Genomic DNA, 14,081 nt, shown 5'->3' with positions numbered 1-14,081 from the left:
AAAATGTTACTTTTTATTGTTATTAAAAAAGAAAAAAAACAGTTGAAATAATAATAATGCTGTCATCGCGATGATTTGCATAACAACGATCTGTTCGATTGAATTATGATAGAGGACGATCAGAATTATTTGTGTAAGCCCCAGAAAGGCTGATATTATAACAGGTACATACTTATTTATAGAAAGAAAATAGTAAGTAAAAATATTTGCAATGGCAAAAATTGAAGTAGCCAATGCATATTTCCAAAGCAAGAAAGCAATGGGTAGGTATTTCTTGCCAAACATCAATTGCACTACAATTTCGGGAAATAAGAGTGTACCTAAAACAATTATAGTAGACAAGCAAACAATATATAAAACATATTTTAACAGAATTGGAAGTGTATCTTCTCCTTTTTTTTTTAAATGTATTACTTTAGGTAAAAGGAGCATTACAAACATCCAGGCAACAAAATATACAACCCGGCCTATTAATGCTAAAGAAGCATATAAGCCCGCTTTTTCATTATCAAAATAATGTTTAACCAACATAATATCACTATTGTTAATGATAATTTGCGTTAATTCATAGAAGGCTGTTAGAGCAAAAAATGTAATAATGGATTTTTTATCTAAATTATTACTTAGAGTTTTGTTGTTTTTGCAGTAAATTATTTTTTGAAAAGGAATCAAACCAAAGGCAAAAGAAATTAAAATTCCTAGTGAGATAATAATAGAAGATTGGATTTGAGGTAAAAAGTAGAGCAACAAAAGTGTCACAATCAAACGACATAACATCTCAAAGTAGTAAGTTTTTGACAAATTTCTCAGATCATTTTTTCCCTGGTATAAACCTCTATTAATACTCATTATAAAATAGATTGGAAGTCCCAAACCAAACAAAATGAACATTAATGAGGTTTTGGTTTTAAAAATTTCCTGTAATTGAGTACTGAATACGGCTACTATACATCCTAGTATTACACCGAATAACATTGCATACTTAAAAATAAATTTTAAAAAGAAATGCGATTGAGTTACTGAGAGTAAAACGGTATATTTAGTAGCAGTAACCTGAAATGTAATTCCAATAAAAGATAATACTAAGAGCAAAGTTATTAAGATTGCAGCATCAGCAAATCCAGAAGGTCCAAGTATTCTTCCTAATAGCAGATTGTACAAATAATTGCCTGCATTTACAAATAAAATTGTAAGCATGAAAAAATTCTCCGCAGTGATCTTTCTATATGTAGTTTTAATATTCAATTCAAGTGTATTGTAATAAATAATAAAAATAATATTTTAAAGGGCTGATTCTTACAAACAAATATAATAAAAATAAGAAAATTTTAACAAGAGTAACAAAGAAATTTATTAGGATAAATTCCCTCTTTTTAACAATTAACTAAATCAACATATTTATTATGAATTGTAATTTTGAAATTTAACTGTAATTTAAATCAATGCCAAGACATAGATTTAAACAAACAAGGTTATGTAATGCTGTCTTTTTCTAAACCTAAAGCCAATTTGAAAACCTATTAAAAAAAAACTTCAACTTTATTTGATATAATTTATTGAATTATATTTTTATAAAATAATATCACAGTAAATGTTCTCATTCTGTTAATAATTACCTTTAGATCATTATTCTGATATAATATTGGTGCTTTTGTATGTTTTTTTTTGATATTTTAGATGTTTGGTACTGTTTCTTTCGATGAAAGGACATTTTGTACAGTTATATCGTTTTCTTCTATAAGACGATATCGCTATATTTACAAAAACAATAATGTAAAATAAGAGTGATTGAAAGAAACTTCTAATAAATATTTGATAGTAGCCTTACTTTTTGGATTGACTTTCCATGGCAGCGCTATTTTTTTTACTTTAGAAAGTACTTATGATGCTTTAATTCACATGTTTTTCGGAAATCATTATGCCCACAGTTGGTTTGAACCTTGGAATTATAGTTGGTATACGGGTTTTAATGTGATGAGTTATCCTCCATTAGTGCACCAAACCATTGGGTTACTTTCTTTAATTGGAGGTTTGAAATTTGGTATGTTTACTGTTGCCATCGTTGGGATTATTTTATTCATTACAGGAACTTTTAGATTTTCACTTTTAATAACTGGAAATAGAACCGTTGCAGGCTATTCTGCTATTCTGGCGGTGGTTTCTTCTTCTTTTGTAGAAACATTGCATATTTTTGGACAGCTTCCCAGTATTATTGGAGTTTCTGTTTTAATGCATGCACTTCCAGAGATTTATCTTTTTATCAAAACAGGCAAAAAGAAATATTACTTCACCTCTCTGTCTTTGATGGCCGTAACCGTTTGTTCGCATCATGTTACACCTTTATTTGGAATGGTATTTTTTGTTTCGCCTTTAATCGGTATGATAGTAATGGATACCGCTCGCGAAAATGTCAATTCATTCAAGGAAATCACATTCAAAATATTCTATAAAACATTTCTATCATTATTAAAACGGATTATTCTTTTCTGTGGTAGCGCCGTTTTTCTGCTAGTATTTTGTATACTGCCGTATTGGATTACTTCTAAAGCCAATCCCATCACTCAGGTTCCTATTCCGCATGGGAGTCGCGACAATTTTATAGAAGTAACCTCTTCTGGCTTGATGTTCTTCTTGATACCTTGGGGAATATTACTTTTTATATTGCCTTATATATTTTATAGATATTACAGCAAAAGGTATATTTTTTTCGGATTATCCTTAACCTTGCTCACTGTTTTAGGAACAGGCGGCACAACTCCAATTCCCTTAGCAATTTTAGGAGAAAATGCTTTTAATATCCTAACCTTGGATCGCTTTACACTTTGGGCTTCTATAATGAGTTTGCCCATTTTTGGTGAATTTGTGTACCGATTAGTTGAAGGTGACTTAAGAACGGCTTTGCAAGTAAAATTCGGGAGTGTTTATAGGAGGATCGTAGGCGGGTTATTTGCTGGTTGCTTTTTGTTTTTTGGAGTGTTTACCATGACGTTAGGTTATTTTAGACCCTTGCAACCGCAAAAAATTAACTTTTTGCCAATTATCAATTTCTTGAATCAGGATCAGCATGATCATTGGAGGTTTCTACCATTAGGTTTTGGCGATCAGATGGCCTACTTATCGACACAAACAAAGGCAATGACGGTTGATGGAAATTACCATTCTGCAAGAAGATTACCAGAATTAACTTCTCGTGCAGTAGAGCGGCTTGAAAACTCTAAATTTCGAGGACTCGAAGGTATTGGTTCCTTGCAGCAATTTCTAACCGTTCCTGAAAAATACAATTTGAAATATGTTTTTTCTAACGATAAATTCTACGATCCAATTCTATATTTCTGCGGTTGGCATCGATTATCACAATTAGAAAATGGTATAATGGTGTGGGAAAAACTAAATGTGCAGCCCTTGTCTAAAATTCTTCCAAAAGATGAAGTACCGATCTATTTGAAATTAATGTGGGGAATTATTCCGATGTTAACCATTCTTATGGCTTTTATACTTAATGTTCAGATGATTTGGTTGCAGGCCTTAAAAATAAAGCCTTTAGAAAAACCTTCTTTCAATAAGTATGGAATTGTTTATGCTAATTTTCCAAGAGCGATGATAAAATTTCTACACATTTGGACAGGGATTTTACTGCTAATTATAAGCTTTGGAGTATATCGCATTTACATCAAAAATGCTACGCAGATTAGTCCTGAAAATGTTGTAAAAGCGTATTATGATGCTCTAGATTTTAAGTTTTATGATAAAGCGCACTCTTATGTTGTTCCTAATAAAGAATACTCGGTGGCTCAGTTTATGCTGGAAATTTCTGTTTCTGATGGTATTCTTAATTCTTACGCCAAGTTAGATGCTATCGAAACTAAAATTGTTCAGCAAAGTAAAGACAAAGCCAGAGTTATTGCTACGACCAAATGGGTTACACCATTAGAATTAATTGAAAAAAAGTACACACATAACGTTCAGAAAATAAAAGGGAAATGGTTTATTATTCCAGATAAAAAAGATACCGATATTCCTCCAGACGAATTTATTTCAGACAATATCAATTCGTATTACAAGCAAGGGAGACGAAAGATAACTGCCCAGCAGACCTATCATGAAGATGTACTGCGCCAACCAGATTTAGAAATTATATCGGCAAGTTTGGTAAAAATAGACAGTCAATATATCGTGATTGGTGAAGTTCAAAATATAGATAATGTTCCTGCAGATGTGGTCTTGAAAGCTACTTTATATGATCGAAATGATAAATCGATTGCCGTTTTCAACGCAAAGTATAATATTAAACATAAGTTGATGCCAAAAGAAGTCACGAGTTTTAAGGTGAATTTTGAAGATATTGCGTGGTTAAAGCCAACTGATGTAAAGCCAACAACTTTTAACCCCAATGAATTTACACCAAAAGAATTGAAAAATATTCCCGCTACATTTGATATTCAAAGTGCTGGAAATGTCGCAACCACCGACTTGTATAATTCGGTTGCTATTTCAGATTTAGTGATAGATAACAACCAGATCAAAGGTACTTTATTCAATTACGGAATTCAAGAAGTAACCATTCCAGAGCTCTTAATTTCGTATTACAATGATAAAAAAGAATTGGTTTATGTTGATCACCAGTTTATAAAAGAGGGTGTTCGCATTCAGCGTAAGCAATATTTTACTTATAATTTGCCAAGAGATTTGAATCCTGTGATTATAAAATCTTCAACAGAAAATTGTTTTGTAAATGGTTTAAAATCAGAAGGTCTTGCTCGTGCGGTAATTCCAGTACGAAATAGTAAACAAGAAAGTGCAAAAATGCAAAGGGTTAAAGGACATAAAGGGTATTCGTTTATTAAAATTGAAATCAATAATTACATTGGAAATCCTAGATAATGAAGAATAAAATCTATATATTTTGTTTTTGTTTGTTTACTATATTATTGGTATCAGTTACTTTATTGCCTAAAAAACAAACGGGTACTATTGTATTAATGACCCAACAGAAAACCTTTTCCGCAGGTGCCAAAATAGCTTTAGATTTTACGGTAAATTCGTCAAATCAACCGAAGTTATTTTTAATTCATTCTTTAGGAAAAACGCTTTTAGAGGGTACCATAAAAAATGATAAATTAACTTTTATCCTTCCTAAAGTTTATGCTAAAAAATCGGGTCGTATTGATTGGTTTTTGGTTGTAAACGGAGAAAATAAACTACAGGGAAACTTTGAAATTTTGCCCAACAACGACACTAAAACGGATATCGAAAATTATTTAGGCCCACCAAGTACGTTGGTAGGAGATGGTCATTTTGTAATGTACGTTACGATTCCGACAGATGGCTTTGATAATCCGAAACCTGAAAATACTCCCGTAATTTTTAGAAGTCAGTTTTTAAATGCTATTACGTCTCAAACGGTAAAAACGAAAGATCTTATTGCTTGGAAAATAGTTAATGCCCCTACAAAATCAGGAATAGTTTTGGTTTCTGCCCAATGCAATGCTACAATTACTAAAGAATTTAACGCTGTAATTTTTCCTGGAATCGCTACAAATTTCATAATTTCTTTTACTAGAAATCATCTATATGCTGATGGAAATCAAATTACGACCTTAAAAACAGCTGTTATTAAAGACAAATTTGGTAACGTTGTAAGCGACGGAACCATGGTCTCATTTGTGATTTCTACTGCTAATAATATGGTTTTAAAATCATTTGGCACAACTATAAACGGAGTTGCAACTGCTCAGATTTTGCATCCTGATCACCAAGATGTTTATACTGCAAAAGCGTATGTAGCGGGAATAGCAGAAAGTAATTCTATAGCAATTAACTACAAACCGATTAATCCGAAAATTGAATTTGAATTTTCAAAAGATAAGCGCACTGTAATAGTTGGTCCGTTGCGTAGTTTTATGAATCAGTTAGTTCCAGACGGAATTAAAGTGACTCTAAAAGTGTATCATCATAATCAACTCGTAGCAACTTTGCAAGAAGATAGCGTAAAAGGCCATGCTGTTTTTACTATTTCATCTGAATATTATAAAGAAAAAAAATATTCATTTGAAATTTCAACCTTAGGAAGTATTCAAAAAGTAGAAGAAAAAAATTATGATAGTAATTAACAATAAAAATAATTATCGGGCAATTTTAATAGTTTCATTTATTGCGATTAATATTTTGGTATTATTTGGAATGAGTGAAATTTTGGGCTACTTAAATTCGGGAGCAGATAGAAGTTCGATGCTGCATTTAGAGAAAGAGACTTCAGATACATATTTACCCAAAGTAACGTGGGAAACCTTCAAAAATCAAGGTAGACGGATGGAAAATCAAACCATCCAGAAAATTGAGAAGCATTATTTGTTTTCTTATGTAATAAAAAATAATGCTCTTAAAAACAATGTCAATGATGGAATTGACGATTATTTTACAGAAAGTTCGCGAAAGCAATTAGAACAAATTATAGCCTATAATAAGGCCAAAAAAATTTCGATCCAGAGTACAATAATAGAACATCATGCATCGTTAGATTTTTATAGCGAAGACGGCCAACAAGTCGTTATTACCGATAAAAATGTAGTTGAATTTCAAAATATTTATCAAGATAACAAGCTTATAACTTCTGTTCGGGATACTGCAAATTATAAGGTTTTAATGTTGCTAGAGGATGGTTTTTGGCGTATTCGACACTATGTTCGGATGCAAAAAGAAAAGAGTTTGGTTGCTGTAGAATTGAATAAAAAAATATACACGGTAAAAGGAAATGAAATTTTAAAAAATGGTGCTCCCTATATCATAAAAGGTATTAATTATTATCCTAAAAATTCTGCTTGGGATATGTTTGGAAATAAATTTAATAAAGATACTATAGCTGCTGATTTTGATATAATAACAAAAGCAAAACTCAATACGATTAGGATTTTTGTTCCTTATGAAGAATTTGGTAAAGCAGAGGTTTCACAAGAGAAATTAGATAAGGTAAAAATAGTTTTAGACTTGGCTGAAGAAAAAAAACTAGCTGTAATCGTTACATTATTCGATTTTTATGGAGATTATGCTCCAGAAAGCTGGACTTTAACTCATCGACATGCAGAGAAAATTGTAACGACTTTTAAGGACTGCAAAAATATTATTGCTTGGGATATTAAAAACGAACCTGATTTAGATTTTGAATCACGTGGGGAACAAAATGTAAAGCCTTGGTTGGAACAAATGATTGCAGCAGTCAAGAAATTCGATGCTAATCATTTGGTCACTATTGGATATTCTAATATTGCATCGGCAGAGATACTAAAAGATAAGGTAGATTTTGTATCGTATCATTATTATGAAGATATTTCGCTTTTTGAAGACAAACTTGCTGTTTTAGAAAAAGCAGCCAAAAAGCCTTTGGTAATGCAAGAATTTGGGCTTTCGTCCAATCGAGGACTGTGGAGTTGGTTTGGTAATTCAAAAGAAAAGCAGGCTAATTATCATAAAAAAATGCAATCTATATTCAAAAAGAAGCAACTTGCATTTGTTTCCTGGACTTTATATGATTTTCCGAAAGTTCCAGATAAAGTTGCTGGAAAATGGCCGTGGATAAAAAACAAACAAAAACAGTTTGGATTCATCGATTCAGAAGGAAAAAACAAACCTTCTTTTTTGTATATAAATTATTGATTTTAATTTTTAAATAAAAACAATTAAGTCTTTTTATTTGACATTGAATTAACTTTTAAAATAGTACTTCACTAGAATTACATCGCCTTTATTGATTTTAATTTAAAAAAAACGTATAGCTTTTGGGGCAAAAAAGGAGATCATATTTTTGATACTTAGCAAGTCTTTTTTGAATTTGCAGGCAATTTTAAAATTGATTTTTAAAAAGGCAAAAGTCTAACAATAAAGGGCAATGTAATTCTGGAAGTAGTCGCATAATATTGGTACAAACAGGTTAATGGCAGTGACATAAATGAAATAAAAAAAAGTGTTTTAGTTTGTCATCTTTCAGACAGCTCTTAAAATTCTTTCTTTTCTTAATAGTATTACATACTCAGCAAGCTAAATCTGTTATTCATAATTAATTTTACTATTTTGTTTCTTAATTCTGATACAAATCTACATTGATTATAAGATTTTTTTTTATTTTTTTTCGATGATCTGCGTTTACTGTAGAGGGATAATCAATGTTTATAGTTAACTTGCAGTTAATTACAAATAATATCTTAAAAATGAACATTAAAAAGGAAATAGTCTTAGTTTTTTGCTTTCTCCTTGGATTATCAATTCAAGCGCAAGATATGCAAGGGGGTTTTACCAATTTAGAGAAAGGAGAATTTGCTCAAGCCGAAATTTTTTTCAGCAAAATCTTAAAGACATATCCAGATAATAAAACGGCAAAGCTTTGTTACGGGAGAGCTGTCGGTTTAAATTCGAGTCCTGAAAAAGCCACAGTGATTTTTTCTGAATTACTAAAAACCTATCCAGATGATTTTGAAATCCAGCTGAATTATGCTGAATGCATGTTATGGAATAAAAATTTTTCTGAGGCAAAACCTTATTACTTTGGCCTGATAGCAAAGCATCCCGAAAGTTTTCCGGCTTTACTAGGCTATGCAAATACTTTGTCTAATTTAAAAGAATATACGGAGGCTTTAATATATGTAAATAAAGCTTTGGCAGTTTCTGTTAAAAATCCAAATGCCCTAGTTTCTAAGAAATACATTCGCATGGGATACGCCAATCAATTGGTACAACAACAAAATTATAAAACTGCACTTTCTTTATTAGATGAAAATTTTGAGGATTTTCCGAAAGACAAGGAAACATTAATGAATAAAGCTAATATTTATTTAATCACTAAGGATAAAAAAAATGCAACCAAGGCATATCAAGAATTAGCAGTATCCAAAAAGGATAGCTTGTTTTCTTTAAACGGATTGTCATTAGTTTCGCATATAGCCGAAAGAGATAGCGAAGCTTTATCTATAGCCAAAAAAGCATTAAAAAATAGCCAATTTATTGAGGACATAAAATTACAAAGTCAAACAAAAGAACGCTATGTTCAGGCACTAATTTGGAATAAAAAGTACAAAGAAGCAGCAGCAAAAATAAAGGAATACCAAATTAGTAATCCCAATGAAAATTGGGTATTAGCGCTTTCTGCAACTTTAGGAATGTATCGTAGTGATTTTAAGGAAAGTATTGCTGACTACCAAAATATATTGGTCAACGATGCAAAATCATTTGATGGAAACTTAGGAATATCGAATGCTTACTTTGCAGATGGCGAACCATTAAAAGCTTATGAAGCAGTTGATACTACCTTGAAAATATTTGAAAACCAAAAAGATGCTATTGGATTTCTAAAAAAAATAAATGAAAATTTCACACCAAGTGTAGAGGAGATAATAAGTTATTCATTTGATAATGGAAAGAATGAAGCCTACGCTAATAATACAGTTTTGAATTTTCCAATATCGACGGAATGGGCTTTTTTAGGAATGTATCAATACAGAAAAACTGAAAATACAGTCACTAAAAATTCGGCTGTCTCTAATGACTTCAAGGTCGGCGCACAATGGCAATTTCATCCCAAAATAAATTTTAATGTTTTAGTAGGTTCAAGTAATGCAAGATCTTTCGTTAGTAATTATAGTCAATTATTAGTAGACGTATTTTTCAAAATAAAGCCCTTAAAATTGCAAGATTTAGAATTAGGGTATAAGCGAGATATTCAGAACTTCAATGCTGATCTGGTAAGTAGAGAGATAACAGCTAATAATTTTTATTTCAATTATAATATTGGCACAAACTTCAAATTAGGATGGTTTACACAATATTATTACAGCGCGCAAAGTGATAGTAACCAGCGAAACTTATTATTTACCTCATTATATTATAATTTTTTATCAAAACCAATTTTGAAAGCAGGCTTTAATTATCAATTTATTGCCTTTCAAAAACAAGTGCCAACAATTTATTTTAGTCCAAGTAAATTTAATGCTTATGAGATTTTTGTTGATTTTTTGAAAGATGAAAAATCGGCTGAAAACAATGCTATCTTTTACACACTAAGTGCTGCAACAGGATTTCAATACATTGAAAATGATAGCAAGCAATCGACTTATCGAGTGCAAGCTAAATTTGGCTATAAATTTTCAGATCGCTTTTTGGCGAATTTTTATGGTGTTAAAAGTAATATTGCGTCTGCTACTGCTGCCGGGTTTCAATATACAGAAGTAGGTTTGCGTCTTAGATGGATGTTGACATCTAAACCAGTATTCAAAGTGAAGAAAAACGAGAAATAACAGCTTTTTTCAACTTAGTATTAAAGAAGTAGTATTTTCTTTTATAAAAATGCTACAATAAGTTCAGTCGTTTCATTAAAGCTGGTCTATTGGCGCGACTTACAGGAACGACGTCTTTGCAAATTAAGACACTATTGTCTTCAATGTCAATAATTTTTTTTGTATTGATAATAAAGGAACGATGCACTTTCAAAAACAAATCTTTAGGTAATTTGTGTTCTATTTTTTTAAGGGTTGAGTGGACCACATAGTTTTTGTTTTCCGTTTTGATATGAATATAATCTCCTTTAGCTTCTATAATATTGACGAAAGCAAATTCAATTTTGATCAGACGGCGATCAATATTGATGTAAAATTCGTTTGCATTATCTTCATTAGCACTTCTATTTAAAATTGTTGTTGTAGTATTCGCTTTTTGAATTGCTTTTTGAAAGCGATCTTCGGTAATTGGTTTTACTAAATAATCTACAATACAGTCGTATTCAAAAGCTTCGATAGCAAAATTTTTATCAGAAGTTATCAGTATAATTTTGGGTGGACTTTTAATTGTTTTAATAAAATCAAAACCTGTAAAATCAGGCATGTGGATGTCTAGAAAAATTAAATCGACATTATTTTCATTTAAATACTTTATGGAATGAATAGCATTTGAGAATTCTTTTAACAAGTTTAATTGAGATGTATTTTCAATCATTTTTTCTATTATGGATCTTGCCATTTCTTCGTCATCGATAATAATGCAATTCATAGTTTAATAAGATATTATAATTATATTACAAGTCTATTGTAGTTCCTAAAAGTAATCTAAAGTTCATATTGTCGGTTAGTACTATTTCTTTTTTTAATTTTCTTCTTATTTTTTAGCAATATATGAACTTTTTGCAAGACCTAATATGGAAATTTTAGATTTTAATTTTTAAATGATTCTAAAAAAGTTTTTTTGGATAGTTTAAAGTAAAAGTTTAATTAATCTTTCTATTATTTTAAAGTGTTTTGCAGTTTCTTGTTGGTTTTTTTGAAATTATTATTATTATTAAGATTTTGTTAATATATCAGTATTGATTTCTAGATTACTGATAGTTCGGATATTTTTAAATCTTTGAACCCAAAAATATTTTTGCGACAATATCTAATCTAAGATTAATCCATAGTGAATTTAGAATATTGTAAACGATTTCCCTACTAAATTAAGCTGTAAATTACTTATTACGATAGAAGTGGCAAGAAGTTTTTATTGTTTTAAAGCGGATTTGTATTGATGGAATGTAATTTAGAATTTTTTGATATGCAATAATTGAAAGCTTAAGATATTTTGCTTATCTATATTTTAATATTATTTCATTTGCTGTAATTCGATCTGAATTCAAGCTCTATTCGCTTGCAGATGATAAGTTCGATATTCTTTAATTTTTTGTTCAACGTCAGTAGGCTAGAAACCGTTTGTCGATATTTTTTGGTGATTTGCCGTAACTTGTTAATGACTTAACGAAAATGTTTAATCGTCTAAAAAAATAGATGATAATTTTGGTATTAGATAATAGATTTAACTCATCGATATGTATTCAGAAATATTAATTATAAAAGTATTTCAAATTGGTCAGTACAAATAACTTTTTTAAAAAATAGTATACCTTGATTTATTAAATTAATTTAAAGTTTTTAATTGCAAAATGCCAAAAGTTTAATCTCATTGTTTCTGTAGACAAAAATTTAATACTTATTTGCAACCAATAATTATGAAGCAAATAATTTCGTACAAGTGGCTAAATTTTAACTATAAGTTTTAATATTTTTTTTCATAACATTAAATATTATATAGTATTTAATTCGAATTTCAAATTAATAATCCTTGTGGTTATTGATGTCCGTCGATGATTTAAAAAAAAAACTTTTTTTTTTAAAAAAATCAGCAACATTTTGATTTTTATTTGTAGGTTTATAATGTTTTTTTAAGTTTTTTTGTCCGATTTTTTCTTTGTTATATAAACCAATTTATAATTTATCTCGTGTTTTAATTTAATATCTAATTTTTAATTAAAATTTCTATAGTATGAATAATTTTACACTCATTAATTCTGTAATTAAAAGTTTATTATCGATTTTCTATTTTCTATTTAGCAAAGTACTATTGATTTTGAATAAGTTATTAAAGTTTAATTCTTTTTCTTTTTTTATAAATGTTTTTTTTCTTTTTAATATATCATCTTCAATATATGCTCAAGCTACTGTTGTAACAAATCCTTCAAATTTGCAGATAAATACTGCTTTAAATGGGCCTGGAATAGTTATCGTTGGTGGAACATTGTCGGGAGCAGCAACTGCCGCAACATTGCGTGCAAATCAAGTTGCCACCTTTTCTAATGGTATTAGTGGCGCTGGTTTGCAGATACCGAGCGGTGTGTACTTTACTACAGGAAGTGCCCCTTTCGAATTAGCAAACAAAAATACTGCTGTCCAAAATAGTTCTAACCCTGCTGGAGCTACAACATTATCAGATCCCAATTTATCTTTAATTGATCCTACCGCAACACGTGACTTAGTATCGTATTCTTTTACAATAACTTTAGCACCGAATGTTTCGGGACTAATTTTTGGTTATCAATTTGGTTCAGAGGAGTTTCCAGATTATGTAGGTTCTAATTTTGATGATGCTTTTGGTTTTTTTGTTTCGGGGCCTGGTATTTCTGGAGTTCAGAATTTCGCAACATTGCCAAATGGTAATGCCACATCAATAAATAAGGTAAATTCTGGTATTCCTGGATTTAGCTCACCGGCAACACCTGTCGCTGCATACGATGGTTCTCAATCTGCTTTGTATATCAATAATGGTCACATTACAACTACTACTGGAGGTAAATATAACCTGAATACAGCGCCTCAACCAGGACCTTTCCCAATTTTTACAGAACATAATGGTTTAACAAAGTCGATAAAGAAATCCATTGTTGGCTTAACTCCTGGAGGAACTTATACTTTTAAAATTGTAATTGCTGACGCTGGTGATGCATCGTTGGATTCGGGTGTTTTTTTAGATATTATAGAGGGTATAATTTCTGCCGATCTCTCTGTTTCTAAAACTGTAAATAACCCAAGTCCAAATGTGGGAAGCAATGTTGTTTTTACACTCACAGCAGGCAATACTGGTCCTGGTAATGCACCAAATACCAAGGTTACTGATTTGTTACCAGCTGGTTACACTTTTGTGTCTGCTACGCCAAGTGTTGGGACATACGATTCCTCGACAGGGGTTTGGGATATTGGTTTATTAAATATAGGCTCTTCCCCAACTTTGCAAATTACTGCTACGGTAAAAGCTGCAGGTCCTTATTTGAATAGTGCTTCTATAGCATCTCCAGATATTGCAGATCCTACCCCTGGAAATAATACCTCTAGTGTTACCCCAACCCCGGTTGCGCAGTCTAATGTTGGTATAACCAAAACTGCAAGTAGCGCTACGCCTAATGTTGGCAGTAATGTTACTTTTACTTTAACAGCAACTAATGCAGGTCCAAGCAACGCAACAGGAGTAAGTGTAACGGATATTTTACCTTCCGGTTATACTTTTGTAAGCGCCAGCACAGCTTCAGGAACCTATACAAGTGGAACAGGAATCTGGGCCATTGGTACTTTAGCCAATGGAGCTAATGCTACCTTATCTATCATTGCTACAGTCAATGCCTCAGGAACGTATACCAACAGTGCGAGTATAACTGCCAATGAAGCAGATCCTACCCCTGGAAATAATACCTCTAGTGTTACCCCAACCCCGGTTGCGCAGTCTAATGTTGGTATAACCAAAAC

Annotated in this window: 7 protein-coding genes; 5 read left to right on the top strand and 2 right to left on the bottom strand. The window is 31.0% G+C overall.

Annotation, left to right across the window (positions count from 1 at the left end; all coding sequences use genetic code 11):
- Positions 1-6: 6 nt before the first annotated feature.
- Positions 7-1,245 (bottom strand): MATE family efflux transporter, encoded by a 1,239-nt coding sequence (locus G3A47_RS21890; RefSeq protein ID WP_306783668.1) that lies wholly within the window; start codon positions 1,243-1,245, stop codon positions 7-9.
- Positions 1,246-1,788: 543 nt separating this feature from the next.
- Between G3A47_RS21890 and G3A47_RS21885 the strand changes: the two genes are divergently transcribed.
- The 4 genes from G3A47_RS21885 to G3A47_RS21870 all read left to right on the top strand — a co-directional run bounded on the left by G3A47_RS21885 (position 1,789) and on the right by G3A47_RS21870 (position 10,280).
- On the top strand, positions 1,789-4,881 hold the full coding sequence (locus G3A47_RS21885) for a hypothetical protein (RefSeq protein WP_166926327.1): 3,093 nt from the start codon (positions 1,789-1,791) through the stop codon (positions 4,879-4,881).
- A complete protein-coding gene (locus tag G3A47_RS21880) occupies positions 4,881-6,110 on the top strand; it encodes a hypothetical protein (protein ID WP_166926325.1) in 1,230 nt (409 codons plus the stop codon). Before G3A47_RS21885 ends, G3A47_RS21880 begins: the two co-directional genes overlap by 1 nt.
- The gene (locus G3A47_RS21875) at positions 6,097-7,650 is read left to right on the top strand and encodes a cellulase family glycosylhydrolase (protein WP_208328386.1); all 1,554 of its coding nucleotides are present in this window, start codon (positions 6,097-6,099) and stop codon (positions 7,648-7,650) included. The genes G3A47_RS21880 and G3A47_RS21875 overlap by 14 nt, the downstream gene beginning before the upstream one ends.
- Positions 7,651-8,201: 551 nt before the next feature.
- Positions 8,202-10,280 (top strand): tetratricopeptide repeat protein, encoded by a 2,079-nt coding sequence (locus tag G3A47_RS21870; protein WP_166926323.1) that lies wholly within the window; start codon positions 8,202-8,204, stop codon positions 10,278-10,280.
- 52 nt (positions 10,281-10,332) lie between these two features.
- Here G3A47_RS21870 and G3A47_RS21865 read toward each other — a convergent pair whose 3' ends face one another.
- Positions 10,333-11,028 (bottom strand): LytR/AlgR family response regulator transcription factor, encoded by a 696-nt coding sequence (locus G3A47_RS21865; protein WP_166926322.1) that lies wholly within the window; start codon positions 11,026-11,028, stop codon positions 10,333-10,335.
- 1,500 nt (positions 11,029-12,528) lie between these two features.
- Between G3A47_RS21865 and G3A47_RS21860 the strand changes: the two genes are divergently transcribed.
- A partial coding sequence (locus G3A47_RS21860) for a DUF11 domain-containing protein (RefSeq protein ID WP_166926320.1) occupies positions 12,529-14,081 on the top strand: 1,553 nt, incomplete at its 3' end.

The organism is Flavobacterium poyangense, assembly GCF_011751075.1.
GTDB classification, from domain to species: Bacteria; Bacteroidota; Bacteroidia; order Flavobacteriales; family Flavobacteriaceae; genus Flavobacterium; species Flavobacterium poyangense.
This window is presented reverse-complemented; position numbering and strand designations above follow the sequence as displayed.